Origin of the sequence: Pseudoalteromonas sp. DL-6 (genome assembly GCF_004328665.1) — a bacterium.
Classification (GTDB): domain Bacteria; phylum Pseudomonadota; class Gammaproteobacteria; order Enterobacterales; family Alteromonadaceae; genus Pseudoalteromonas.
Genome location: NZ_CP019770.1, coordinates 2,065,223 through 2,090,196 on the forward strand (window position 1 = coordinate 2,065,223; position 24,974 = coordinate 2,090,196).

Genomic DNA, 24,974 nt, shown 5'->3' on the forward strand with positions numbered 1-24,974 from the left:
AGATCACAAACATGAAATCTATACTTGGTTTTGAGCGTGTATCCAGCTAAAATACGCGTCCTTTAAGTCGAGCGAAATTTTAATAGTTACGCCACTTATACCTGTTTCTAGCACATGTTTGTGCCACTATCGAATTGAACACGAGGCTATATTTCAATGAGCAAAAAGCTGCATATTAAAACCTGGGGTTGTCAGATGAACGAATACGACTCTCAGAAAATGGCTGATCTTCTAGATGCTACCAACGGCTATCAGCTAACTGAAGAAGCTGCTGATGCTGATGTTATCTTACTTAACACCTGTTCAATTCGTGAAAAAGCGCAAGAAAAAGTATTTCACCAACTAGGCCGTTGGAAGTTATTAAAAGATGACAAACCAGACCTTATTATTGGTGTAGGCGGCTGTGTAGCATCACAAGAAGGTGATTCAATTCGCCAACGTGCGCCGTTTGTAGATGTTATTTTTGGTCCACAAACTTTGCACCGTTTACCTGAAATGATTAAACAAGTGCAAGGTAACAAAGGGTCATCAGTTGTTGATATTTCATTCCCTGAGATTGAAAAATTTGACCGCTTACCAGAGCCAAAAGCGGAAGGTCCTTCTGCGTTTGTATCAATTATGGAAGGTTGTTCTAAATACTGTACTTTCTGTGTTGTACCTTACACTCGTGGTGAAGAAGTGAGCCGTCCTGTTGATGACGTGCTATTAGAAGTTGCACAGTTAGCCGAGCAAGGCGTACGTGAAGTAAACCTATTAGGTCAAAACGTAAATGCGTACCGTGGTGATACACACGATGGTGAAATTTGCTATTTCTCAGACCTCATTCGTTTAGTAGCCGCAATTGACGGAATTGACCGTATTCGTTACACCACCTCACACCCTGTAGAGTTTACTCCTGACATTATTGATGCGTATGCCGATGTACCTGAGCTAGTTGATCACTTACATTTACCAGTACAAAGTGGCTCAGACCGTGTTTTAAATTTAATGAAACGCGGCCATACTGCACTTGAGTACAAATCAACTATTCGTAAGCTACGTAAAATTCGCCCTAACCTAAGCATGTCGTCAGATTTCATCATAGGTTTCCCAGGTGAGAGCAAGGCCGATTTTGAAGCCACCATGAACCTTATCAACGATATTGGTTTTGATATGAGCTTTAGCTTTATTTACAGTGCACGCCCAGGTACGCCAGCGGCCGATTTACCAGATGACGTGACCGAGCAAGAGAAAAAAGAGCGCCTGTACTTATTACAAAACCGTATTACACAAATGGCGCAGCAAATTAGCCGCCAAATGTTTGATACCGAGCAACGTATTTTAGTTGAAGGTCCTTCTAAGAAGAACCCAATGGAACTACGTGGACGTACTGAAAACAACCGTGTAGTTAACTTTGTTGGCCCACACACAGTGATCGGTCAGTTTGTTGATGTACGTATTACCGAAGCGTTACCTAACTCTTTACGTGGCGATTTAATTCGTACAGAATCAGAAATGAACTTACGCCGCGAAATTGCGCCTTCTGCTATTTTAACCAAAGCAGCGAGTGAGCAAAAAACCGAGACAGCTAACGAAATTGGCGTTGCTACTTTCGTACCTTAGTTGCAAAAATTCATTGCGCCAGTTAACGCTGGCGCACTGTAATAGGAAGTAATTTTGAGTAATCAGTTAAAAACATTAGAGATTTATTTAGAACCTGCCGACAACAAACGCCTTTCTTCATTATGTGGCCCGTTTGACGAAAACATCAAACAAATTGAACGCCGTCTAGGTGTTGAAATTATTCATCGTGACAACTTTTTCAAAGTAACCGGTAAACTACACAGTAGCGCCGGCGCGGTAGAGATCTTAAAAAACCTTTATATTGATACTCAACCTGTGCGTGGGGAAATTGGCGAAATAGAGCCTGATAACGTGCATTTAGCCATCACAGAGTCTAAAACACTGGAGCAAGATGTTGCACACAGTGCTTATGGCAAAGAAATGATGATTAAAACTCGTCGTGGCGTTATTAAACCGCGCAACGATAACCAAGGCTTATATGTTGCTAATATTTTACACCACGACATTACCTTTGGTATTGGCCCTGCGGGTACAGGTAAAACCTACCTTGCCGTTGCAGCGGCAGTTGATGCACTAGAACGCCAAGAAATTCGCCGTATATTACTCACTCGCCCTGCAGTTGAAGCGGGTGAAAAACTCGGCTTTTTACCCGGTGATTTAAGCCAAAAAATAGACCCTTATTTACGCCCACTTTACGATGCCTTATTTGAAATGCTTGGTTTTGAGCGTGTTGAAAAGCTGATTGAAAAAAACATCATTGAAATTGCGCCACTGGCTTATATGCGCGGCCGTACTCTTAATGATGCGTTTATTATTTTAGATGAAAGCCAAAATACCACCACAGAACAAATGAAAATGTTCTTAACCCGTATTGGTTTTAATTCTAAAGCGGTGATCACCGGCGACATAACCCAAGTTGATTTACCTCGGGGTGCGCGCTCTGGTCTTCGCCATGCTATTGAAGTGTTAGATGGCGTTGATGAAATTAGCTTTAACTTTTTCAAATCGCACGATGTAGTACGCCACCCTGTAGTCGCACGCATTGTAGAAGCCTATGAGCGCAACGATGAACGTGAGCGTCTTAAGCGATTAGAGAAACAACAAGCCAAAGAAGCGCTCGCCGCTCAAGAGCAACCTGCGACTAAAGAGTAACACCGTGAAAACAGAACTTGATTTACAAATAGCGTGTGAGTTTGACAACTTACCTAGCCTCGAGCAGTTTGCCATGTGGGCCGATAAAGTCCTTAGCCAATATCGTGATGAGTCTGAGCTGACCATTGTTATTAGCGATGAAGCACAGTCGCAACAGCTCAATAATGACTACCGCGGTAAAAATAAGCCTACCAACGTATTATCATTTGAATTTGAAGCGCCACCGGGTATTGATATCCCACTTGTGGGCGACTTAATTATTTGTCCTGCCATTGTTTTGGCTGAGGCACAAGAGCAAGAAAAGTCATTTCATGACCACTTTGCTCATATGGTTATTCATGGATGCTTGCATTTACTTGGATTTGACCATATAAAGAGTGAAGACGCGTTAGAGATGGAAAGCATAGAAAAGCAATTACTTGCTGAACTAAACATAGCAGACCCATATCGGGACGATATTTACATAAACGGAGCAATTAGACGTAATGAGCGACGATAACTCGCAATCTAGCCAGGGTTCTTCTGGCAGGACTTGGCTGGGCCGTATAACCCACATGTTGCAAGGGGAACCCCAGAATAGAGAAGAGCTGGTTGAGGTAATTGCCGATGCCCAAGAGCGGGATGTAATCGATCCTGAAACCAAAGAAATGATTGAAGGTGTGCTTGGCGTGTCTGAGCTCAAAGTGCGAGATATTATGATCCCGCGCTCACAAATGGTCACTTTGGAAATCGATAGCCCGCTTGAAGAGCACATACCTATGATGGTTGACTCTACCCACTCTCGTTTTCCGGTAGTGTGTGAAGATAAAGACCATGTAGAAGGGATTTTACTCGCAAAAGACTTATTACCTCTCATTTTAAATAAAGATGAGCATTTACCATCGCTACGTGACTATTTGCGCCCTGCCATGGTAGTGCCTGAAAGTAAACGGGTGGATACCCTGCTTAATGAATTTCGTCAGCAACGCTACCATATGGCGATTGTAATTGATGAATACGGCGGTGTATCGGGTTTAGTAACCATTGAAGATATTCTTGAGATCATTGTAGGCGAAATCGAAGATGAGCACGATGAAGAAGAAGAACAACAAGATATTCGACAACTGGCTAAACATGTTTACGTTGTGCAGGCACTGACCCCTGTAGATGACTTTAACGAGCATTTTAAATCAGGTTACAGCTCGCAAGATGCCGACACTATTGGTGGTACCGTGTTACACGCCTTTGGCCATATGCCGAGCCGTGGCGAAACCATCGATATAGAGGGATTTCAGTTTAAAGTAACCAATTCTGATAATCGTCGTATATTGCAACTGCAAGTCACCATTCCTAAGGCTGATGATAACGACAGTGAAGAAACTGCTAACTAGTCTCACCCTACTAGCAAAAGATAAAAAAGCATGGCTCGCACTGGTTGCGGGCCTTGTTTTAACTTTTAGCTACGCCCCTTTTGGTATTTGGCCGATTGTATTTTTTAGCATAGGCTCGCTATTTTTTTGTATTCCTGCAAACCTCAATGGAAAAGTACATGCTAAAACAGCGGCTAAATATGGCTTTATATTTGGCCTAGGCTGGTTTGGTGCAGGTATAAGTTGGGTACATGTTTCTATCGCCACCTTTGGCGGTATGCCACTGGTCGCCTCAATTGCATTAATGGCACTGCTTTGTAGCTACCTTGCGTTATTTCCTGCGCTGGCGCTGTGGGCAACCACTCGCCTTTCAAACGGCTCTATAAGTTTTGCAGCGCTATTACTCCCTTGTTTTGCTATTAGTGAATATTTGCGTGCCAACCTGTTAACTGGTTTTCCTTGGTTAAGCTTTGGTTATACACAAACTGATAGCCCACTTAATGCACTCGCTCCTTTAATTGGTGAATTTGGGCTCACACTATTATGTATTGCCATAGGCTTTGCATTGTACAGCTTAACGCAAAAACAATTTAAAATGCCTGTTGCTATCGCTGCTGTGGTTTTGCTTGCCTTCACAAGCGCACATTTTACAAAGGCAACCCATTACTCCGATAAAGACCTGTCTGTGCTGCTTGTACAAGGTAATATAAAACAACACTTGCGCTTTGACCCCAGTGAGTTTTGGACCACCATGAGTAAGTATCAGGATATGACGCGCCGTCACTGGGATGCCGATTTAATTGTGTGGCCTGAAGCTGCAGTGCCGGAAATAGAAGCCCTTGCTGATTCATACTTAGTAGGCTTAGACAGTGCCGCCTCATTCAATAAAACTGCATTAGTGACCGGTATTGTCGATTACCAACGCGACACTAAAACCATTTTCAATACCCTGATTGTGGTCGGTAACAAAGAGCAAAGTGATGAACACGGCCACTATCGTTACTTAGATAGTAACCGCTATCAAAAGCATCAATTACTGCCGATTGGAGAGTTTGTTCCCTTTGAAGACATACTCCGCCCCATAGCTCCGTTATTTGATTTGCCTATGTCATCGTTCTCGCGCGGTGATAAAGTGCAAAATAACTTACGTGCGAATGGCTTTAATTTACTGCCCGCTATTTGCTACGAAATAGTATTTGCCGATTTAGTGCGTGGCAATTATAAAAGCGACTCAGACATATTATTCACGGTGAGTAATGATGCTTGGTTTGGTGATTCAATCGGCCCTCACCAGCATATGCAAATTGCCCGCATGCGCGCCCTTGAACTACAACGTCCACTAATACGTGTTACCAACAACGGTATAAGTGGCGTATACGACCCCATAAGCCAAACACGCCAAACTATGCCACAGTTTGAAGCTACTACACTCAAAGCCAATATAAAGCTCATACAAGGGGATAGCGTGTATAGCCAATACGGCAATGGGTTTGTATGGGGATTTGTGTTGCTGCTGGGTGTTGCTGGGTTTGGGATTAGGTTTAGAAAGTGAATGGAGTTGTCAGCTATCAGTATATAAATACAACCCCAATAATTTAGTAAGGTTTAAACATCAGGGTAATTTTTTATCCATTGATCAGTACACCCTCTTTCAAGATAAATTGAGATTGTTTTCTTTAAAAGACGACTTGTCATGTCCATTAATGCAGTTGTTCCCCCAGTAATTGCATTTTTCTCATAAATATAGCGACTTTCAATAAAGGTATGTCGATATTTTTCAATCAGTATCAATGAAAGGTCGCTTGAAAATTTATGCTTAATTGAAGTTGGTAACGCATTAAATAGATACACCAAATCATGTGCATTTTCTTTTTTATTAAGAGCCTTAGCGTTAAATTGATATTTTTCGTTTATTAATCCATCATTGCTTACTACTTTGCAGTTAAAGCTTTTAAGTAATATCTCCAAAGCTAATGCTGCATTAGCTATCGAAATACTAATTGAATGACTCCACATAAGCTCTGATGCCTTCAAATATAGATATGATGTTTCAATCATATGAGGAGCTAAAACCCAATCATAGCTGTCATCGTTCATAGCCTTTCCTTAAAAATAATCTAAATATTTTTATTCTTATAAAACTAGGTTTTTAGTTACTTAATAATTCTTTAATCCCATAATACCAACTAAGTGCGGCGACTGTGCCATGGGTTTCATCTTCAAAATAACGTTGATTTATAACTAAATTATCGCTCGGGTGCGCTTTTAACTTTTTAGCAAACGCTAAACCCCATTGGTAATTTGTTTTACCAATTTCGCCAAACGCTTCGACATTATTTGCAAAGGTAAAATACACATTGCCGTTAAGCTGCTTATTTATAAATTGGTTATCATTAAAATAACGATTGAGGTAGTTATTATCCCACAGATAGGTTGCATCAATAATTAAGTAATCTGTAAATAGCGCATGGTTGGTAAGCAATACATAGCTGGCAAATAAACCACCGAAAGACTCGCCAATTAATACGCGTTTAGTTGATGTCCGGTAATTTTTATTAATGAGTGGAATAAGTTCTTTTTCAAAAAAGGCGCTGTAGTTTAAGGCGTTGCCGATATTTTCAAATCTTTCTAGGAGTTTACCGTTAAATGTCCAATCAACATTGGTTGGGGTAAAGTCACGCTCTCTTATCGCATTTTTACTATTAGGAATGGCTACTATAATTGCTTGCTGTATTTGCTGCTCTAGCCGGTCCGTACTAAGTGCCTCTACTAGCCCAGCTACGGCTTTTAGATGTGTTTGGTCACCATCGAGCAAGTAAATAACTGGATATACTTTATTAGGGTTTTCATTATAGCTTGGCGGTAAATAAACGCTAAAGCTGCGTTGCTCATCTAAAATAACAGACGTAAGCTGATGCGTTTTTGCGAACACAATATTTTCTGACGCATACGAAACCGTAATAAAATACAGATTAATAAATACAATTAATAAAGCTTTCATAACCATCCTTGTAATAAGAGCAAAATTAACTTTTAACAGTCTCTTCTACCGTTTGCACATTTACAACTTGGTTAATACTCCCTTTAATAACCACCGTGGCTGATATTTTATCTTGAATAGCTTGTCTGTTTGGGTCCCAGTACACTTGTAAAAAGCCTAATAAGCCGGTGGCAAAACCTGCACCATAACCACCGTAGCGGCCAAAACAATCAAGTAAACCCAGCGGCTCACCATTTAATGCAACTACTCGAGTGTTACAGAGCTTTTTACCAGGGGTTTGACCGCGCCATAGTAATGAAAATAGTGTGAAGTACACAGCAGCCCAGCCAAAACCCAAACCTAAATCTTGAATAATACCTTTGCCCCACTGCAAAATACTGTGTGTGGTTGTTTGTGCGGGTTTATCTTCTGTTAACTGCGCAAGCTTTAATCCGTTATTTTCACTAAGCACTAATAATTGTAAAAATGCTTTTGCAAGTTGTGGGTTTTGTAGGTCGTCCATTTCGGCTAATTTGGGTACTTGCCCAATCAAATTATCAAGTGCATTTTGTTGACAAGATTGCTCACAGCTTTCGTCGTCTGTTTGCACTAAGTAGGCATTTACCTGCTTTTTTTCTGTGGAAGTAAGCTGAATGTCATCCTGTATTTTTAAGCCTTGAACAGTTAAGCCTTGAGCAGAGTCATCGCCTTCTAAGTAATCTATGCCAATTGAAAGCACAGCAAGAGCGCTTACAAATAAAATACTTGCTGCTACTATTTTTAATATTCTTCGCCACACACTCGACATTTTAGGAAGGTATTGCTGCGCCGTTCCTTTATAAAAAGCCATCGCAGCAACGAATGCAATAATAGTTGCACTGAGCTTTGCAGCTAAGAATATTAATGCAACATCTATAATCATTGCTAATGCGCGCCGAGTCGGCGAAGCCAAAGGCAAGCCAAGTAAAGCATTATCAACCTTAAAGGCATACGGCGTGATCACTTCTCGGGTTTCGGCTTTAGATAACGCTAATTGTTCTAATTCTTGTACTTTCATTATTATACTTGTTATTAAAATAGGTAACGCGGTTAAATTACGCGCTTTTTAATTTTTGCTCAAGCGAACTCATCTCTATTTAAAATAAAAACACCTCAAAGCCAAAAATTATTAGATACAAAAGTTACAACCATTTACAAATATAAAGTTAACATTATTTACAATGCAACTACAAAACATATATTATCGATGAAACTACTTTTTCTTTAAAAATTAAATATATGGAGTATATTTTGAAGTTATTAACTAACATGTTTTTCTTGTTTTCGGTACTTGTTTTAAGTGGCTGTGCCCACCAGATAAGTTTAAATCCAGACACTGAAAAACTTCAGCTTTCAGAAAATAAATCAATATCTGTTGTAGGTTATTATATTTCTGAAGATGATATTAAAAAACAAGTAAAAACACCTGGCGGTGGTGGCGATAATGTTAGTTACAAACCTTATAAAGACACAGAAGCTGCATTATATACTGTACTTTCTAATAAATTTGAAAACGTTTATAAGCTTGAATCATTAACTGATAATACATTTTTACAAGACAATAAAATTGAATATGTATTTATACCTACAATAACAACTGAATCTAGTTCAGATAGTTTATTTACATGGCCACCTACAGAGTTTACTTTCACGTTAAACTGTAAAACTTTAAATAACAATGGCGATATAGCATGGAATACTGAAGTTAAAGGTTTTGGCAAAGCTGAATTTGATGAGTTTAAAAACGACTTTTCTTTATCAGCAAAGCGTGCAACAGAAGAAGCATTTAACAAACTAGTTGTAGAGTTAGAGCAGTCAAAACTATGAGTAAGGAAAGAATTAAAATGAAGTATAGAAGTTCAATAGGATTAATCGGGGTTTTATTCTTAAGTGCATGTACAATTCAAGTGCCTCCTTATAGTGCAGACATTGGTAACGTTTCAAAATTAAAGCAAGAAACGGTTTCCCCTCTATCTGTTGGCACAATTAAATCTGAAAAGAAACTAAATAAAATTTCACTTAGAGGCTCACCTCTTATTTCATCTGTAGGCAACAGTTATGGTAAATATATTGAAAATGCTTTGTTGCAAGAGCTTAAGTTAGCCAAGCTTTGGTCTGGTGTTGCTAAAAAGCAAGTAACTGGCAAAGTAATTGACCAAGATATTGATATTACGGGTTTCTCCGAGGGAAGTTCATTTATAAAAGTAAACTTTATCGTTTCAGAAGAGAATATTATCTTATTCGAAAAAGAAATCATGGCCGAACACACTTTTGACTCTTCATTTATGGGAGCGATCGCTATCCCTAATGGTCAAAAAAGCTACGTAGAGTTAGTTCAAAAATTACTAACAAACCTATATGCAGATGAAGAGTTTATTGCCTCAATAAAATAACTCTATTACATCTATTTCAAATAAAAAAGAGTCATACTTCGTATGACTCTTTTTATTTAAACTTACCCTAAAACCACTTAATTTTAAGCTTTGTCGAGTGAACTTTACTTGCTTGTGATCTAAATAAATTGCATTTAATGTCAACATAGCTAACTTCGCTAGGTTCTAGAAAGCTGTCTGTGCTTTTGCCTACACAGTTACCAATAAACTTACCACTTTCGTCAAATGTAGAAGCAATAACGGTTCCCGTATAAATGCTCTCGTTAGTAATATTTTTTAATTCAGCCGCGATTCTTACTTGACCATTTTCTTTATATATTTCAGAAAGAGTTAGTTTATAATCATTATTAATTTCATCACTTGTTTCTAATGCTTTATTAGAAACCATTGTTTTAAATCCACTGTCAACATCAGCGGCGATTGTAAGGGCGAACGCACTAATGCCGCCAAGCATTGCTATTACAAACCCAACTCCCCAAAAAAAGCCTTTTATACTCTCGTTAAAATTATTAGTGTCCATTTAATTCCCTTTCGTTTTTACCATTGTATTTCGTTAACAAGATAGCCAAAGTAACTTTTTTCGCCGACTAAGTTCACTTTTGTATTTTTAAGTTTTAAAAGCTTATGCTTATCTAAATACCACCTGATGGTGTGCTGTTTGTTTGTAGATGTATCTTCAAAGAGTAAACGAACGCAATTCGGCTCATAATCGCTATAACAAGCTTCAGACTCAACTAAGATATATTCTTCAGACCAATAATCGCCTAAATGATAATGCGCCCATAGCTGAATCGGCGCACAAATGACAGCCCAAAGATATGCATACAGCAAAATAGGTATCATAATGATACTTAAATACTTAAGGATAACCCCTTCTTGATCAAAGTGAGTATTAAACTCTTCTTTTGCATTTGGGGTTTTTATTAAATGAAATAAAAAGGCACACACTAAAGAAATAGTAATAAAGCCTAAAATCCAAAAACTTAAAAAGTCATAAAAACGGTTAGGGATAAAGGAGGGGTCGATTGAAGTGTACCACTCATAAAGACCAACAGGGCCGAGCATCATAACAATAAATGCTATGATAACGAGAATCACAGGCTTTTTTGTCATATAAATTTATATCCTTATGCTCTATGACATCTTTAATTTAGCTGATATTTTAATTAAGGATTGCCTTATCCCAGTATTAAAATAATTATGTGAACAATTATTACATCAAAACGTATTATTGTTAATAATGGTTTTAAGGAATTACTCATGACCGCCAAACAACTCTCATCACTTTTTGTTTTTAACTTACTGTTTGCCACTACCGAGGCAAACGCCAATGCTCGCTGGTATGTGGTTAATGATTCGGTGATGGGTGGCATTTCTAATAGTCAGGTTTTACAAAATGACGGCAATTTAGTGTTTACAGGCAACGTATCGCTTGCAAACAATGGAGGATTTGCTTCTATTCGAACGCTATTGGATGTACAAAGCCAAGACATCACTAAAATTATGCTACGTGTTAAGGGCGATGGTCAAACCTATCAATTACGTTTAAGAACCAATGAGTACATGGATGGTGCGGCTTATACCCGCTCGTTTAGTACCACAAAGAGCGAGTGGCTTAATATTGAGTTTTTACCTGAGGATTTTCAGCTTACTTATCGCGGCCGCTTACTTGAACAACAGCCTACAATTAGCTTTAAAGAGATAAAGCAGCTTGGCTTTATGATTGCAGGTAAACAGGCGGGAAAATTTAGGCTTGAGGTAGAAAAAATTGAGTTTAAAAACTAACTTCTCTACGTACATTACAAGGTTAAACAGTGAAGTCGTCGCCTCGCCTTTTCATTTCGTTGATTACTAGCTCAATAATTTGTTGTTTTATTGCTGCCTGCTGAGACTTCACCTCACTAAGTTGCAGCTGCAATCTATTCATCTCTTCTTGTTGTTGCTCGGTTTTATATTTTTTAGCCCCCATATGCTCAGCATCCATAGTCAACTGATAGCCCTCTTCAGCTGGCCCATATTGGCTATTATCAATGGTTAAACTACGTTGTACCGTGCTCTGCTTAAGCTTATTTACTTGCTCTTGTAATGCAACCACTTGCTGGGTGAAATATTTATATGCCTTTTCTAAATTTTGATATTGCTCAGCAAATGTTGCGTTATCTTCGCTGTATTTTTGAACCTTTGCATCTAAAAACTCTGATAAAACATAGTCAGGTTCTTCTTGTGATTCGTCATCTTTAGGTTGCGGCTCGGTTTCTATTAAAGACTGATTGTTATAATTAGATGCTTGATATTGAATTGAGGCGGTTGAAATCTTCATTATTTTATCCCTAAAATAAATTTGTCACTATTTTAGGTATCGACTGATATTTTAAATTCTTGAGTAGGATTGGCTAAAGAGAGCAAATAAAAAGCCCTACTTGATTAAAGTAAGGCTTAAAGTGTTTTTTCTTTAAAATTACGACTCAATAGCCAGTAATTCCACTTCAAAAATAAGCAATGATGCAGGAGGAATACTCCCTACTCGCTTTTCACCATAGGCGAGCTGATGCGGTATATAAAACTGAAATTTATCGCCCGGGCTCATCAATTGTAGGCCTTCTGTCCAGCCTTTTATAACTTGGTGCAAGCCAAAGCTAATCGGAGTTTTACGCTCCATTGAGCTGTCAAATACAGTGCCGTCGATTAAAGTGCCATGATAATGCACTTTCACCATACTCGTTGGGCTAGGTGTATTTTCGCTTTGTCCTTTATGAATTATTTTATATTGCAAGCCAGATGCGGTTTCTTGAACGCCTTCTACCTTTGCATTGGCAATTAAATAATCACTTTCAATCTGTGCGTTTGCGATTGCTTGCTGCTTGGCTTTTTTACTGTTTTTAAAAATTAAAACACAAAAAATCGCAATAACAATCAGTAAAATTATATTGATCATAACTCCCCTTTTTCATCTTCTGAGTCGTGGTCTTTTTCGTCACTGTTATCGCCATTAACAATATCAGCAATGTCTTTTAATCGCGCTAATGCGATGCCATTAACCGAATCTTCTGGGTAGTGTTCATCAACCATATCACCCGCTTCAATATCCATTAATAAGTTTAATGCTTGGTCAACGGTTTCCACAGCATAAATATTAAACTTACCTAACTCAACGGCATTGAGTATTTCGTCATCAAGCACCAAATTAACTTGGTTCGATTTAGGAATAATAACCCCTTGCTCACCCGTTAAGCCGCGCATTTTACATAGCTTAAAGAAACCTTCTATTTTCTCATTTACACCACCAATGGCCTGTACATCACCATGTTGGTTAATTGAACCGGTTAGAGCAATAGACTGACTGATGGGTAGGCTCGTAATTGCTGAAATTAGCGCACAAAGTTCAGCTAATGAGGCGCTATCACCATCTATGTAGCCATAACTTTGTTCAATAGCAATATTCGCACTGAGTGTTAAGCTAAAGTGCTGCGCGTATTTGTTACCTAAATAACCGGTAAGCAGCATTACCCCTTTTGAGTGAATTGCTTTACCCAGCTCGGCTTCGCGTTCCACATCAATAACGCCATCAGCGCCGGCATAAACGGTTGCAGTAATGCGTGCAGGTGTGCCAAATGAGGTGTCACCAATGTGCAGTACCGTTAAACCATTAACTTTACCAACGGCTTGCCCGTCGGTTGCTATTAAAGTGTGCCCTTCTTTTATATCGCTGAGCATGTTTTCGCTAATTTGCCCTGTACGGTACTGTTTGCCTTCTATGGCTTCGTCAATATGGCGAGCATCAATTACCGTCAACTTATCTTGCTTAGCGTAAAAACTGGCCTCAGCGACAAGCTCTAGCACATCAGCAAAACGGGCAGAAAGTTTATTATGGTGCTCAGCTTGGCGATAACTAAATTTAAGTAATCGGACCATTGCAGCTTCATTTAACGTACACTTTAATGTTTGCTCGCAGTAATCACTGACTTTAGTAATAAACTGGTATTGAAGTTTATCGCTACTTGGTAAGTAATAATCAAAATCGGCAAGTACTCTAAATAACTCAGCAAACTCTTCATCGTATTCACCGATGGTGTAATAAAGTTCACGTGAGCCAAGTAGAATAATTTTTACATCAAGCGGAATTAACTGCGGGCGAAGCGTAAAGCTGCTGCCAACTACACTGTCTTGGTAAGGTAAATCATTTTTAATTTGATGGGTTTTTAGTGATAGTTTTAACCCATCCCACACTTGAGGCTGAGCCATTACTTTTTCAGCATCCATAATTAAATAGCCACCATTCGCACGGTGCAGCGCACCAGGCTGAATTGAGCGATAGCTAGTAATTAACGACCCTTGCGATGTGGCATATTCAATTTTGCCAAAAATATTACCAAAGGTTGGGTTTGGCTCGTAAACAACCGGTGCCGCATCGCCTTCTTTGTATTCAACTAAAATATTTGGCGCAAAAAAGTCGGTAAGCATGCCTTTACGGTCAAAGTCTTCTTTGTTTTCTTCGCTTTCACCTTCATCATCAAGCCATTCGAGCACGGCATCAATAATTTCTACACGTATATCTTTTAAATAACGCAGCACACCAATATGGCTGGCGTATTTATGTTCTAAATCTTTTAATAACGGTTTAGTGGCTTGCTCAGCAGTAGACTTTTTAAGATTACGGAGCTTTTCTTTGGATTCACGTTTCCAGCGCGGTAACTCAATAAGCGCTTCAATGAGGGCATCTTCTAATTTTTCTATGCGCTCAAAAAACATTTCGCGTAAATCATCTTCCAAATCAGAAAATTCATTATCGGTAAGTTGCTTACCATCAATTAACGGTGCAAACCCGACCACGCCTTTTTCTTCAATTAATGCCACGCTTTGCTCAAGCGCAGCTATTTCTACCGCGGTAATTGCGCCGTCGTAAGCATCGTTAAATTCACGGTCTATCGATTTTTTCTTACGCTGATAAGCAGGGTTATCAAATGCAGCAGGAAAAGTGTCGAGCACTTCATCAATAAATGAATCAATATCATCGGCTAATTGTTTGCTTTGCCCTGCATGCATAAATAACGCAATAGGCTCACGGTGATCGTCGTAGTTATTAACATATAACCATTCATGCGGTGTTGTGCGCTCTTTAGCGTGTTGTTTTAATTTGTCTTTTACTAAAGTAAAACGCCCGTGTGCCGCCTCTCCCATTACATAAACATTATAACCGGGTAGGTCCATTCCTAAAGAGAAGTCCAAGGCACTTTGCGCACGTTGTTGGCCTATAAAGGTAAGTTGCTCTGGGTATGGATTGCTCATGCAGGTGTTTACATGGCTCGATGAAATACTCGGTGCAAGATTTGATACGGGTAGTGGCAGCAATTTTTTCGTCATTCTAACTTCTTTTTTTACCAGCATATTCGCTAGGTTTTGGACATATTGAGTGGCTATATAAGCCACTCAATATTCATATTTAAGGTTGTAAAGCCTGGCGGCTAAAGTAGATGCCATCACACTGCGTGCAAGGAATAATTTGCGTTGCATGATAAACATCGTAGCTATGGTTGCAATTCTTACATACTAATGTGCCCATGGCTATCCATTCGCCTGCGTGATAAACACCATTATGCTTAAAATCTTCACTTAACGACTGCCATTCTAGCTGTGTTTTATCTTCAATATGAGAAAGCTCAAACCACAATGACTCTTTAAGCTCCTGCCATGCAAGCGAATTATAGTAGTTGTTATTTTCTTGTAGATGAGAAATGTCACGCATTAAGTAATTACGATAAAGCTGATATTTTTCTTCACCTAAATCTTTAAGTGCCTGCTCAGATTCAATAAATCGCTTTACTGCTGCTTTAACTTCATGCTCTTTTACATCTTTTAACCAATCGGATAAATCACTAAGCCATGTTCTGTAATCTGCCATTTTATACTCCTTCAAAACGTCTACTGATTTACTCTATATCATAGATAAGTATAGGTTAACCTGTACTGAAAACTAATTTACTCGCAATTTTACAAAAAGCGCCGCTTTGACGCTGTGAATAGCGCTTTATTTGGGGTATCCTATCGACAATTTTTTATTAGTATGCAAGAAGTTTGGAAACGTAAATGCAAGAGCAATATAACCCACAAGACATAGAGTCAAAAGTCCAACGCTACTGGGAAGAAAACCAAGTATTTAAAGCCACAGAAGATGAGAGCAAAGAAAAATACTATTGCCTCTCAATGTTTCCCTACCCAAGTGGTCGACTGCATATGGGTCATGTGCGTAACTATACCATTGGTGACGTGGTTTCTCGCTTCCAGCGCTTGCAAGGCAAAAACGTAATGCAGCCTATGGGTTGGGATGCGTTTGGTTTACCAGCAGAAAACGCGGCTATTAAAAATAAAACAGCCCCTGCAAAGTGGACTTACGAAAATATTGATTACATGCGTAACCAACTTAAGCAATTAGGTTTTGGTTACGATTGGGATCGCGAAATTGCGACTTGCCACCCAGAATATTACAAATGGGAACAATGGTTTTTCACTAAGCTTTACGAAAAAGGCCTAGTGTACAAAAAAATGTCGACGGTTAACTGGGATCCGGTGGATCAAACTGTATTAGCTAACGAGCAAGTAATTGACGGCCGCGGTTGGCGTTCAGGTGCGGTAGTAGAACAAAAAGAAATTCCTCAGTGGTTTATTAAAATTACCGACTACGCACAAGAGCTATTAGACGATTTAGACAAATTAGAAGACTGGCCTGAACAAGTTAAAACCATGCAGCGCAACTGGATTGGTCGCTCTGAAGGCTTAGACATAGAATTTACACGTACCGATAACAACAAAAAATTTAGCGTATATACTACGCGCCCAGATACATTTATGGGCGTAACATACCTAGCCGTTGCCGGTGGCCACCCTATTGCACAAGAAGCGGCGAAAAATAGCGACGCGATAGCAATGTTTGTTGAAGAATGCAAAAACACTAAAGTTGCCGAAGCAGACATGGCAACCATGGAGAAAAAAGGCATTGCAACGGGCTTTTACGCTACTCATCCATTAACGGGCGAGCAAGTACCAATTTGGGTTGCTAACTTTGTATTAATGCATTACGGCTCAGGTGCGGTAATGGCAGTACCTGCTCATGACCAACGTGACTTTGAATTTGCAACAGCCTACGGCCTCGACATTAAACAAGTTATTGCCCCTGCTGAAGGCTCTGAGCTTGAAGTAAACCTAGCCCAAGAAGCATTTACCGAAAAAGGGGTATTAGTAAACTCAGGTGAATTTGATGGCCTTGATTTTGAAAACGCCTTTAACGCTGTTGCCGACAAACTAGAAGCACTAGGTGTGGGTGAGCGTAAAGTAAACTTCCGTCTACGCGATTGGGGCGTAAGCCGTCAGCGTTACTGGGGTTCGCCAATTCCAATGCTGAGTGATGAGAACGGTAATGAGCTTGCTGCCACTGAAGATATGCTACCAGTGCGCTTACCAGAAGATGTGGTAATGAATGGCGTTACCTCACCAATTAAAGCCGACCCAGAATGGGCTAAAACGACTGTAAATGGTGTACCCGCCACTCATGAAACAGATACTTTTGACACCTTTATGGAATCATCATGGTATTACGCTCGCTACTGTAGCCCGCGCCATGACGAAGGCATGTTAGATCCAGCAGCCGCTAACTACTGGTTACCAGTAAACCAATACATTGGTGGTATTGAGCACGCAATTTTACATTTATTGTATTCGCGCTTTTTCCACAAATTATTACGTGACTTTGGTTTAGTTAATTCAGACGAGCCATTCGACCGCTTACTTTGTCAAGGTATGGTATTAGCTGAAACGTTTTATCGTAAAGATGAAAAAGGCGGCGATATATGGATTTCGCCAAGCGATGTTAATACCGAAACCGACGAAAAAGGCCGCGTAACCAAGGCATGGCATAAAAAAGACGGTGATCCTGTGTTCTCATCTGGCATGAGCAAAATGTCTAAGTCGAAAAACAACGGCATAGACCCGCAAGAAGTCATTGCCCAATACGGCGCAGATACCGTGCGTTTGTTTATGATGTTTACTGCACCACCAGAGCAAACGCTTGAATGGTCAGATTCAGGGGTTGAAGGCGCGCACCGTTTCTTAAAACGTGTATGGAAATACGCGGTAGATGTTAAAACGGTTGGCTTCCAAGCACTTGATAAATCAGCGCTTACAAATCCGCAAAAAGTACTTCGTCGTGAGCTACATAAAGCGATTGCAAAAGTGAGCGATGATGTTGAACGTCGTCAAACATTCAATACGGCAATTGCCGCAATTATGGAGCTATCTAATAAGTTATTAAAAGCGCCATTAAACGATACTCAAGATGTTGCCATTGCAAACGAGGCATTAGAAGCATTGCTTATTATGCTAGCACCAATAACACCGCATTTATCGCATCAGTTATGGCAAGATCTAGGTAAAGAAGGTGATATTTTAGATGCAGCATGGCCAAAAGTTGACGAATCTGCCCTAGTTGAAGATGAAAAACTAATCATAGTACAAGTAAACGGTAAATTACGTGCAAAACTAACGGTTGCAGCTGATGCAACGCAAGAGCAAGTAGAAGCACTTGCGTTTGCAGAATCTAACGTCACTAAATTTACTGATGGTGCAACAATCCGCAAAGTTATTTATGTACCCGGTAAATTACTTAACGTGGTAGCTAACTAATATGGCTGCTTTAAATGCCATTAAAAACGGACTAGCCTTAGTGCTAGTCTGTTTTTTGTTATCGAGCTGTGGCTTTCACCTTAAAAAAGCATCAAGCCTACCCGATGATTTAAAACAGCTAACTCTGGTGGGTGATGATCAAAAATCAGCATTGTTTAGCTATTTGCAAACAGAGCTGACTATGAGCGATGTTACTTTAGTGCCTGCGAGTAAACAATCAGCGCAACTTTACTTATTTAAAGAGCAGCTAGAGCGTCAAACCTTATCGTTATTTCAAAACGGACAAGTGGCTGAATATGAATTGGCATACAGTGTAAGTTATGTTGTAAAACGCCCAAAACAAGCAGCCATTGAAAAACGTTTTGAGCTTTACCGTAATTACCAAGATGACCCTGACAACGCACTAGCCAAAGCAAAAGAGCTTGAACTGCTGATCAGCGAAATTCGTCAACAAGCAAGTCGTCGAATTGTTAGAGAGTTGTCGCAACTATAATGCGTTGTTATGCAAATCAGCTGCCTAGCGAATTAAAAAAGGGGTTAAAACCTTTTTATTTGGTTTTTGGTGAAGAGCCTTTTCAAGAAGCGCAATGTGTACAGCTCATACGCGATAGCGCAAAAGCGCAAGGTTTTGATGAAGTAATTAAATTCACTTTAGCCCAAGGCTTTGATTGGGAAGAAATCATAGCGCAATACCAAAGTATGTCGTTATTTAGTTCGCGTACGATTATTGAGCTTGATTTAAACCAGCAAAAACCCGGTACCCCCGGCGCAAACACCTTTAAAAAGGTCGTTGAGCTTGAAAACCCTGACACCATTTTAATTGTTAAAGGCGCCAAGGCCAGCCAAGATGTGCAACGCGGAGCATGGTTTAAAGCACTCGATAAGCAAGGGCTATTTGTACCCTGCTATCCGCTTAGTGGTAATCACTTAAAACGTTGGCTAGATGAACAATGCCAACGCTTGTCACTCAATTTACAAAACGAAGCGAAGCTTAGTTTAATTAATGCCACTGAAGGCAATTTACTAGCTTGTTTTCAAGAGTTAGAAAAACTGTCGCTAATACATGGTAACGCTCTCATTACCCAACAACTGGTGATGCAAGGGCTGCTAAACCAATCTAAATTCGATATTTTTGATTTAAGTGATGCCCTGTTAAACGGCCATACTACACAAGCAATAAAAGTATTAAATAAGCTTGCAAGTGATAATACTGAAGTAATGAGTATTTTGTGGGCCATCAATAAAGATCTAAATACCTTACTCAGTGTACAGCAAGGGTTACTGCAAGGTGAGTCGTTAGCCACCCTGTTTAAACAAAAAGCGATATGGAAAAATCAGCAAGCGCCGGTACAAACAGCGATAAACAGACTTAACATTGACACCCTTGAAAGCATTAGCAGTGAACTGGCATTATTTGATGCAAGCTACAAACAAGGCGCATTAATTGCCCCCTATCAAGCATTGGCACATATTTGTATTAAGTTTTGCCAACCGCTCGATATTCCACTGCCGTGTCATACTAACCGTCAGTAAAGGGAAAATATCATGATTGCAATTTTTGGTGGCACTTTTGACCCCGTTCATTTGGGGCACCTTAATATGGCGCAGCAATGTGTGGCTACTTTTGAATTACACTCACTTTATTTTATGCCCTGTGCAATACCCACACACAAAGCGGCACCGGGGATCAGCACCGAGCATCGTATAGCAATGCTTAAAGCGGCAATTACAGCTTACCCAGAGTTTAAGCTTGATTTACGGGAGCTACAACGCAGCGGGCCTTCTTATTCTTTATTAAGCTTGCAAGAGTTAAGAGCTGAAAATCCCGATACCCCTATTTTATTTTTGATTGGTATGGACTCATTCAACAACCTTGATAAATGGTATCAGTGGCAAACAATAACTCGTCTTTGCCATATAGTGGTGTATCAACGCCCAGGTCAAAACTGTGACGTACAAGGTGAACTTAAAAACTACAAACAGCAGGCTGTGACCAAAGATATTTCCCTACTGAACGAAAAAAATGCCGGACACCTTTACTTTTTAGAAGGAGAACAGCTAGATGCCGCATCCAGCACTATCCGTCAAGCGCTTAAAAAAAGCATTAAAAAGAGTGAACTATTACCCGACACCGTGAGTCACTATATTGAGCAGCACCAGCTTTATCAAGAGTGATTGGTATAAACCCCTCAGCGTGTTAAAATGACCGCTATTAAATTTTAAATTGAGACAAAACCTTGGATTCGAAACAACTACTCGCTTTTGCACTAGACAAAATTGACGATATGAAAGCACGTGATGTGATTCAACTTGACGTAACTGGCACCTCAGACGTAACCGATTACATGATTGTATGTTCAGGCACATCAAGACGTCATGTATTGTCAATTGCTGATAACTTAGCAAAAGAAGCTCGTCACGCTGGTGAAGAGCCTATTGGCTATGAAGGCCAAAGCGATGGCGAATGGGCACTCGTTGATTTAGGTGATGTGATTGTTCACGTTATGCAAGATCAAGCACGTAGCTATTACGATCTAGAAAAGCTTTGGGGCTAATAGCTCCCTATTTTAGACAACGCTTGGAAGTAACGTCGTGAAAATACAAATGATTGCTGTTGGTACAAAAATGCCAGCATGGGTAGAAACAGGTTTTGCAGAATATCAGCGCCGCTTTCCCAAAGATATGGCACTGGAACTAATCGAAATACCTGCTGGTAAACGTGGCAAAAACGCAGATATAAAGCGTATTTTACACACCGAAGGTGAAAAAACCTTAGCCGCCATACCTAAAGGCAATCGTATTGTCACACTAGAAGTAACCGGTAAAGCACTGGATACTCATCAGCTAGCGAAAAACATGGAAAAGTGGCAACTAGATGGTCGCGATGTCAGTTTACTGATTGGCGGACCTGAAGGATTAGCCCCAGAGTGTATTGCAGCCTCTGAGCAGAAGTGGTCGTTATCAAATTTAACACTTCCGCATCCCTTAGTACGTATTATTGTAGCTGAAAGTCTTTACAGAGGCTGGAGCTTAAATAACAACCACCCTTATCATCGCGAGTAGTTTCTTGCCATGCTAAAACGAAGACCCACTATTCGCGACCACTCAGCAGAAGCTAATTTATTTGCTCGGCGTGCATTTGTGGGTTTTATTTTTATATTAGCCTTAGTAGCCATATTATTGTCTAACTTGTACACCATTCAAGTTGACGACCACCAAGATTATCAAACTCGCTCTAACGATAACCGCATAAAAGTAATTCCGATTGCACCTAATCGCGGACTTATTTACGACCGCAACGGTGTTTTACTGGCTGAAAACAAGCCCGTTTATAACCTTGAAGTGATCCCCGAAGAAGTTGACGATTTAACTGCCTCCTTAAAATCTGTTAGTAAAATTATTGATATTACCGAGCAGCAGCAAGCTGATTTCCTTGATGATATAAAGCACACTCGCCGCTTTAAAAGCCAAGTTCTTAAAGCTCGCTTAAATGAAAACGAAGTAGCGATGTTTTCAGTAAACCAACATAAATTCCCAGGGTTTAGTATTGAAGCGCGTTTAGCCCGTTATTACCCGTTTGGAGACACCTTAACCCATGCCTTAGGCTATGTTGCTAAGCTCAATAAAAAAGAATTAAACAAGCTTGAGCAACAAGATGAAGCCACCAATTATAGAGCGACCCATGATATTGGCAAACTGGGTATCGAAAAATACTACGAGCCATTACTTCATGGCCAGGTCGGCTCACAGCGAGTTGAAGTAAATAACCGTGGTCGTATTATTCGCACCTTGAGTATGGATCCACCGCAGCCGGGGGACGATTTAGTACTTACTCTCGATATTGGTTTACAACAAATAGCCCAACATTCACTTAAAGATATGCGCGGCGCTATTGTGGTTATGGATGCAAAAGATGGCGGCGTTTTAGCGCTGTATTCAAACCCAAGCTATGATCCTAATTTATTTGTGCACGGTATTAGCAGTAAAGACTATAAAGCCCTGCTTAACCCTGATCGCCCGCTTATAAACCGTACCACCCAGGGGCGCTACGCACCAGCATCGACTATTAAACCGCACATGGCTATTTTGGCATTAGAAGAAAACATAGTACAAGAGACCACCACCATGTGGGATCCCGGTTTTTTTCAAATACCCAATGTAGAGCATAGATGGCGAGACTGGCGACGTTGGGGCCATGGCCATGTTGATGTTTACAAAGCAATAGAAGAGTCATGCGATACTTATTTTTACGATGCAGCCTATCGCATGGGGATCACCAAAATAAGTAACTTTATGGCACGTTTTGGTTTTGGTGAGCTCTCAGGCATTGATATTCATGAAGAAACAACCGCTATTTTGCCCTCAAAAGAATGGAAAGAAGATCGTTTCAAAGAGTCATGGTGGCGTGGTGATACTATTTCTGTAGGGATTGGCCAAGGTTATTGGACTGCCACCCCAATTCAAATAGCCAACGCGACTAATATTTTAGTTAACCGGGGAATAAATCATCCTCCTCACTTAGTGCAAGTGGCTAAAAAAGAAGACCAGATCACCCAGCTCAATAATGAAGAGAAGCCACCTGTTGTTCTCAATAATGAGGATAACTGGCGCATCGCTATTGATGCTATGCATAACACGGTTAAAAAGACCACCGGTACAGCACACCCTGCGTTTAAAGGAGCTACCTACGACCCTGCAGGCAAAACAGGTACAGCTCAAGTGGTCAGTATTGCTCAAGGTGAGCGTTACGATGCCGATGCACTCAAAGAGCGCCAACGCGATAACGCCATTTACGTCGGTTTTGCCCCTTACAACAATCCACAAATTATAGTCTCTATTGTGGTAGAGAATACCGGTGGGGGTAGCTCTGTAGGTGCCCCCATTGCGCGCCAATTAATGGATTATTATTTTGCAGCTAACCCAATTCAATCCTCAGGGAGTAAAGTACCATGACGGCTTTACATAATAAGCGTTCTATTTGGCTGCGCCTGCATATCGACTTGCCACTGTTAATTGCTTTATTACTGATGATGGCTGGCAGTATCACCATAGTTTATAGTGCCTCTGGCCAAGATTCGGCCATGATGATCCGCCATATAACCCGTATGGCTGGTGCAATTATTGGCATGTTTGTTTTAGCGCAAATCCCACCTACGACCTTAAAACGCTTAGTCATTCCCATGTATTGCTTGGGACTACTTATGTTAGTTGGGGTACTTCTATTTGGTGTAAGTTCTAAAGGGGCTCAACGCTGGTTAGATTTAGGTATTACCCGCTTTCAACCCTCTGAATTAATGAAACTAGCGGTTCCAATGATGGTTGCTTGGTATATTGGCCGTCACCATTTACCCCCTCGTCCGCTGCATTTAGTGATTGGCTTTGCCATTGTTATGCTGCCTACCCTACTTATTAAGGAACAACCTGATTTGGGCACCTCAATTTTGATTGCCAGCTCGGGTGTGTTTGTATTGTTTTTATCTGGTTTGAGTTGGCGTTTAATTGGCTTTTTAAGCTCTATTGTGGCCTTAGCTGCATGGCCTTTTTGGCACTATGGTATGCACGATTATCAAAAACAACGCGTTTTAACTTTTTTAGATCCTGAGAGCGATCCGCTTGGTTCTGGCTATCATATTATTCAATCAAAAATAGCGATTGGCTCAGGCGGTATTGAAGGCAAAGGCTGGTTGCAAGGCACACAATCGCAGCTAGAATTTTTACCTGAGCGACATACCGACTTTATTTTTTCTGTACTGAGTGAAGAGTTTGGCTTATTTGGTGTATGTGTTTTACTTAGTTTGTACTTATTCATCATTGGCCGTGGATTATTTATTGCAGTTAATGCACAAGAGGCCTTTGGCAAGTTACTCGCAGGTTCACTTACACTGACATTTTTCGTTTATATTTTTGTAAACATAGGCATGGTCTCGGGTCTATTACCAGTTGTAGGCGTCCCCTTACCATTAATTAGTTATGGCGGCACCTCAATGGTGACCTTGATGGCTGCGTTTGGCATTATTATGTCGATTGCCACAGAAAAAAGGATGCTCTTAAAATAATGCGCCTTTATAAACAGTTTATAATTATTACTCTGATCAGTTTCTTTTTAAGCGCCTGTAGTAGTTCAAATAGCCGTTACAGTATGCGCCATGATGCCGCACCACTGCGGGCACCGACCGAATTAGAAATGCAAGATGCTATTGTTACTCAAGTAATAAAAAGCGCTAGCACCACACGCCCTTACGAAGTGTTGGGCAAACGTTATACCCCTATGCTCGATGAAACCGGTTATTCAGAAACTGGCATTGCTTCATGGTATGGCCGAAAGTTTCATGGGTATCACACCTCTAATGGCGAAATTTACGATATGTTCGCCATGACGGCAGCCCATAAAACCTTACCATTACCGAGTTTTGTACGCGTAACAAATACAGCCAATGGCCAATCTGTTATAGTACGGGTTAATGATCGTGGACCCTTTCATGATGATAGAATCATTGATCTTTCCTATGCTGCGGCCTACAAACTTGGCTACCACAAATACGGTACAGCACAGGTTAAGCTAGAAGCGATTACTCTTGCAGATACCCATGCGCGAAAAACCTACGTTCAAGTAGCAGCGGGCAGTACCTTAGCCAATATAGAGGCATTGGCACAGACACTACGAGAGCAGTATAAATTACCAACAAATATCGTCGAAAAAGATGCTATTTATAGATTGCACTTAGGGCCAATAAAAGATGCCCATCACGCGCAACAAGTATTAGAAACACTAAAACAAAATCAATTTCAAAACGCGTTCTTGCTTTACACTCAGTAAGCCCTTTA

The 24,974-nt window shown here is 40.3% G+C and carries 26 protein-coding genes; 17 read left to right on the top strand and 9 right to left on the bottom strand.

The window, feature by feature from the left end; all coding sequences use genetic code 11:
- Nucleotides 1-156 precede the first annotated feature (156 nt).
- Genes miaB through lnt form a run of 5 tightly spaced genes read left to right on the top strand, consistent with a single transcriptional unit; the run spans nucleotide 157 to nucleotide 5,616 of the window.
- Nucleotides 157-1,602, top strand: coding sequence for a tRNA (N6-isopentenyl adenosine(37)-C2)-methylthiotransferase MiaB (gene miaB, locus B1F84_RS09615; protein ID WP_008467975.1), 1,446 nt, complete (start codon nucleotides 157-159; stop codon nucleotides 1,600-1,602).
- 54 nt (nucleotides 1,603-1,656) lie between these two features.
- Nucleotides 1,657-2,715: a PhoH family protein gene (locus B1F84_RS09620; RefSeq protein ID WP_008467977.1), complete on the top strand. Its 1,059-nt coding sequence runs from the start codon at nucleotides 1,657-1,659 to the stop codon at nucleotides 2,713-2,715.
- 4 nt (nucleotides 2,716-2,719) lie between these two features.
- Nucleotides 2,720-3,214: an rRNA maturation RNase YbeY gene (gene ybeY, locus B1F84_RS09625; protein WP_131691278.1), complete on the top strand. Its 495-nt coding sequence runs from the start codon at nucleotides 2,720-2,722 to the stop codon at nucleotides 3,212-3,214.
- A complete protein-coding gene (gene corC, locus B1F84_RS09630; protein ID WP_036934272.1) occupies nucleotides 3,201-4,085 on the top strand; it encodes a CNNM family magnesium/cobalt transport protein CorC in 885 nt (294 codons plus the stop codon). The genes ybeY and corC overlap by 14 nt, the downstream gene beginning before the upstream one ends.
- Nucleotides 4,066-5,616, top strand: coding sequence for an apolipoprotein N-acyltransferase (gene lnt, locus B1F84_RS09635; protein WP_205988820.1), 1,551 nt, complete (start codon nucleotides 4,066-4,068; stop codon nucleotides 5,614-5,616). The genes corC and lnt overlap by 20 nt, the downstream gene beginning before the upstream one ends.
- A 53-nt stretch (nucleotides 5,617-5,669) precedes the next feature.
- Here lnt and B1F84_RS09640 read toward each other — a convergent pair whose 3' ends face one another.
- Genes B1F84_RS09640 through B1F84_RS09650 form a run of 3 tightly spaced genes read right to left on the bottom strand, consistent with a single transcriptional unit; the run spans nucleotide 5,670 to nucleotide 8,101 of the window.
- On the bottom strand, nucleotides 5,670-6,161 hold the full coding sequence (locus B1F84_RS09640; RefSeq protein WP_131691280.1) for a hypothetical protein: 492 nt from the start codon (nucleotides 6,159-6,161) through the stop codon (nucleotides 5,670-5,672).
- Between the two features lie 52 nt (nucleotides 6,162-6,213).
- A complete protein-coding gene (locus B1F84_RS09645; RefSeq protein WP_131691281.1) occupies nucleotides 6,214-7,065 on the bottom strand; it encodes an alpha/beta hydrolase-fold protein in 852 nt (283 codons plus the stop codon).
- Between the two features lie 25 nt (nucleotides 7,066-7,090).
- Nucleotides 7,091-8,101 carry an RDD family protein gene (locus B1F84_RS09650; protein WP_131691282.1) on the bottom strand — a complete coding sequence of 337 codons (1,011 nt, stop codon included), beginning with the start codon at nucleotides 8,099-8,101 and terminating at the stop codon, nucleotides 7,091-7,093.
- A 233-nt stretch (nucleotides 8,102-8,334) separates the two neighbouring features.
- Between B1F84_RS09650 and B1F84_RS09655 the strand changes: the two genes are divergently transcribed.
- Both B1F84_RS09655 and B1F84_RS09660 read left to right on the top strand, forming a co-directional pair.
- A complete protein-coding gene (locus B1F84_RS09655; RefSeq protein ID WP_054202464.1) occupies nucleotides 8,335-8,910 on the top strand; it encodes a hypothetical protein in 576 nt (191 codons plus the stop codon).
- A 17-nt stretch (nucleotides 8,911-8,927) separates the two neighbouring features.
- Entirely contained in the window at nucleotides 8,928-9,476 is a 549-nt protein-coding gene (locus B1F84_RS09660; protein ID WP_131691283.1) for a hypothetical protein, read from the top strand.
- Between the two features lie 67 nt (nucleotides 9,477-9,543).
- On the opposite strand, the gene B1F84_RS09665 is transcribed toward B1F84_RS09660, so the two are convergent.
- Both B1F84_RS09665 and B1F84_RS09670 read right to left on the bottom strand, forming a co-directional pair.
- Nucleotides 9,544-9,996, bottom strand: a complete 453-nt coding sequence (locus tag B1F84_RS09665; protein ID WP_131691284.1) for an ATPase — start codon at nucleotides 9,994-9,996, stop codon at nucleotides 9,544-9,546.
- 17 nt (nucleotides 9,997-10,013) lie between these two features.
- A complete protein-coding gene (locus B1F84_RS09670; RefSeq protein WP_131691285.1) occupies nucleotides 10,014-10,589 on the bottom strand; it encodes a hypothetical protein in 576 nt (191 codons plus the stop codon).
- 147 nt (nucleotides 10,590-10,736) lie between these two features.
- On the opposite strand from B1F84_RS09670, the gene B1F84_RS09675 reads away from it, so the two are divergent.
- Nucleotides 10,737-11,261 carry a CIA30 family protein gene (locus tag B1F84_RS09675; RefSeq protein WP_131691286.1) on the top strand — a complete coding sequence of 175 codons (525 nt, stop codon included), beginning with the start codon at nucleotides 10,737-10,739 and terminating at the stop codon, nucleotides 11,259-11,261.
- 22 nt (nucleotides 11,262-11,283) lie between these two features.
- Here B1F84_RS09675 and B1F84_RS09680 read toward each other — a convergent pair whose 3' ends face one another.
- From B1F84_RS09680 to B1F84_RS09695, 4 genes are all read right to left on the bottom strand, one after another.
- Nucleotides 11,284-11,796 (bottom strand): hypothetical protein, encoded by a 513-nt coding sequence (locus B1F84_RS09680; RefSeq protein WP_131691287.1) that lies wholly within the window; start codon nucleotides 11,794-11,796, stop codon nucleotides 11,284-11,286.
- A 138-nt stretch (nucleotides 11,797-11,934) separates the two neighbouring features.
- Nucleotides 11,935-12,411 carry an FKBP-type peptidyl-prolyl cis-trans isomerase gene (locus B1F84_RS09685; protein WP_131691288.1) on the bottom strand — a complete coding sequence of 159 codons (477 nt, stop codon included), beginning with the start codon at nucleotides 12,409-12,411 and terminating at the stop codon, nucleotides 11,935-11,937.
- Nucleotides 12,408-14,837, bottom strand: a complete 2,430-nt coding sequence (locus B1F84_RS09690; protein ID WP_240701994.1) for an AAA family ATPase — start codon at nucleotides 14,835-14,837, stop codon at nucleotides 12,408-12,410. Before B1F84_RS09690 ends, B1F84_RS09685 begins: the two co-directional genes overlap by 4 nt.
- A gap of 79 nt (nucleotides 14,838-14,916) precedes the next feature.
- Nucleotides 14,917-15,375: a hypothetical protein gene (locus B1F84_RS09695; RefSeq protein WP_008467999.1), complete on the bottom strand. Its 459-nt coding sequence runs from the start codon at nucleotides 15,373-15,375 to the stop codon at nucleotides 14,917-14,919.
- Between the two features lie 185 nt (nucleotides 15,376-15,560).
- Between B1F84_RS09695 and leuS the strand changes: the two genes are divergently transcribed.
- From leuS to B1F84_RS09740, 9 genes are all read left to right on the top strand, one after another.
- A complete protein-coding gene (gene leuS / locus B1F84_RS09700) occupies nucleotides 15,561-18,149 on the top strand; it encodes a leucine--tRNA ligase (RefSeq protein ID WP_131691289.1) in 2,589 nt (862 codons plus the stop codon).
- A 1-nt stretch (nucleotide 18,150) separates the two neighbouring features.
- Nucleotides 18,151-18,642 (top strand): LPS assembly lipoprotein LptE, encoded by a 492-nt coding sequence (lptE, locus tag B1F84_RS09705; RefSeq protein ID WP_008109462.1) that lies wholly within the window; start codon nucleotides 18,151-18,153, stop codon nucleotides 18,640-18,642.
- A complete protein-coding gene (gene holA / locus B1F84_RS09710; RefSeq protein ID WP_131691290.1) occupies nucleotides 18,642-19,682 on the top strand; it encodes a DNA polymerase III subunit delta in 1,041 nt (346 codons plus the stop codon). Before lptE ends, holA begins: the two co-directional genes overlap by 1 nt.
- 12 nt (nucleotides 19,683-19,694) lie before the next feature.
- Entirely contained in the window at nucleotides 19,695-20,324 is a 630-nt protein-coding gene (gene nadD, locus B1F84_RS09715) for a nicotinate-nucleotide adenylyltransferase (protein WP_131691291.1), read from the top strand.
- 62 nt (nucleotides 20,325-20,386) lie between these two features.
- Entirely contained in the window at nucleotides 20,387-20,704 is a 318-nt protein-coding gene (gene rsfS / locus B1F84_RS09720) for a ribosome silencing factor (protein ID WP_008109457.1), read from the top strand.
- 37 nt (nucleotides 20,705-20,741) lie between these two features.
- Complete coding sequence (rlmH, locus tag B1F84_RS09725; RefSeq protein ID WP_008109455.1) at nucleotides 20,742-21,212, top strand: 23S rRNA (pseudouridine(1915)-N(3))-methyltransferase RlmH; 471 nt, start codon at nucleotides 20,742-20,744, stop codon at nucleotides 21,210-21,212.
- Between the two features lie 9 nt (nucleotides 21,213-21,221).
- The gene (mrdA, locus tag B1F84_RS09730; RefSeq protein WP_131691292.1) at nucleotides 21,222-23,102 is read left to right on the top strand and encodes a penicillin-binding protein 2; all 1,881 of its coding nucleotides are present in this window, start codon (nucleotides 21,222-21,224) and stop codon (nucleotides 23,100-23,102) included.
- A complete protein-coding gene (gene rodA, locus B1F84_RS09735) occupies nucleotides 23,099-24,205 on the top strand; it encodes a rod shape-determining protein RodA (protein ID WP_076919261.1) in 1,107 nt (368 codons plus the stop codon). The genes mrdA and rodA overlap by 4 nt, the downstream gene beginning before the upstream one ends.
- Nucleotides 24,205-24,966 carry a septal ring lytic transglycosylase RlpA family protein gene (locus B1F84_RS09740; RefSeq protein WP_076919260.1) on the top strand — a complete coding sequence of 254 codons (762 nt, stop codon included), beginning with the start codon at nucleotides 24,205-24,207 and terminating at the stop codon, nucleotides 24,964-24,966. The genes rodA and B1F84_RS09740 overlap by 1 nt, the downstream gene beginning before the upstream one ends.
- Nucleotides 24,967-24,974: the final 8 nt, after the last annotated feature.

What these genes read in the sequence shown, in the direction of transcription:
- leuS (WP_131691289.1), top strand. Translation starts at nt 15,561, where the DNA reads ATGCAAGAGCAATATAACCCACAAGACATAGAGTCAAAAGTCCAACGC.
- B1F84_RS09650 (WP_131691282.1), bottom strand. Translation starts at nt 8,101, where the DNA reads ATGAAAGTACAAGAATTAGAACAATTAGCGTTATCTAAAGCCGAAACC.
- B1F84_RS09670 (WP_131691285.1), bottom strand. Translation starts at nt 10,589, where the DNA reads ATGACAAAAAAGCCTGTGATTCTCGTTATCATAGCATTTATTGTTATG.
- B1F84_RS09680 (WP_131691287.1), bottom strand. Translation starts at nt 11,796, where the DNA reads ATGAAGATTTCAACCGCCTCAATTCAATATCAAGCATCTAATTATAAC.
- miaB (WP_008467975.1), top strand. Translation starts at nt 157, where the DNA reads ATGAGCAAAAAGCTGCATATTAAAACCTGGGGTTGTCAGATGAACGAA.
- B1F84_RS09740 (WP_076919260.1), top strand. Translation starts at nt 24,205, where the DNA reads ATGCGCCTTTATAAACAGTTTATAATTATTACTCTGATCAGTTTCTTT.
- nadD (WP_131691291.1), top strand. Translation starts at nt 19,695, where the DNA reads ATGATTGCAATTTTTGGTGGCACTTTTGACCCCGTTCATTTGGGGCAC.
- B1F84_RS09665 (WP_131691284.1), bottom strand. Translation starts at nt 9,996, where the DNA reads ATGGACACTAATAATTTTAACGAGAGTATAAAAGGCTTTTTTTGGGGA.
- B1F84_RS09690 (WP_240701994.1), bottom strand. Translation starts at nt 14,837, where the DNA reads ATGACGAAAAAATTGCTGCCACTACCCGTATCAAATCTTGCACCGAGT.
- rodA (WP_076919261.1), top strand. Translation starts at nt 23,099, where the DNA reads ATGACGGCTTTACATAATAAGCGTTCTATTTGGCTGCGCCTGCATATC.
- B1F84_RS09685 (WP_131691288.1), bottom strand. Translation starts at nt 12,411, where the DNA reads ATGATCAATATAATTTTACTGATTGTTATTGCGATTTTTTGTGTTTTA.
- B1F84_RS09675 (WP_131691286.1), top strand. Translation starts at nt 10,737, where the DNA reads ATGACCGCCAAACAACTCTCATCACTTTTTGTTTTTAACTTACTGTTT.
- B1F84_RS09660 (WP_131691283.1), top strand. Translation starts at nt 8,928, where the DNA reads ATGAAGTATAGAAGTTCAATAGGATTAATCGGGGTTTTATTCTTAAGT.
- holA (WP_131691290.1), top strand. Translation starts at nt 18,642, where the DNA reads ATGCGTTGTTATGCAAATCAGCTGCCTAGCGAATTAAAAAAGGGGTTA.
- B1F84_RS09645 (WP_131691281.1), bottom strand. Translation starts at nt 7,065, where the DNA reads ATGAAAGCTTTATTAATTGTATTTATTAATCTGTATTTTATTACGGTT.
- mrdA (WP_131691292.1), top strand. Translation starts at nt 21,222, where the DNA reads ATGCTAAAACGAAGACCCACTATTCGCGACCACTCAGCAGAAGCTAAT.
- lptE (WP_008109462.1), top strand. Translation starts at nt 18,151, where the DNA reads ATGGCTGCTTTAAATGCCATTAAAAACGGACTAGCCTTAGTGCTAGTC.
- corC (WP_036934272.1), top strand. Translation starts at nt 3,201, where the DNA reads ATGAGCGACGATAACTCGCAATCTAGCCAGGGTTCTTCTGGCAGGACT.
- B1F84_RS09640 (WP_131691280.1), bottom strand. Translation starts at nt 6,161, where the DNA reads ATGAACGATGACAGCTATGATTGGGTTTTAGCTCCTCATATGATTGAA.
- B1F84_RS09695 (WP_008467999.1), bottom strand. Translation starts at nt 15,375, where the DNA reads ATGGCAGATTACAGAACATGGCTTAGTGATTTATCCGATTGGTTAAAA.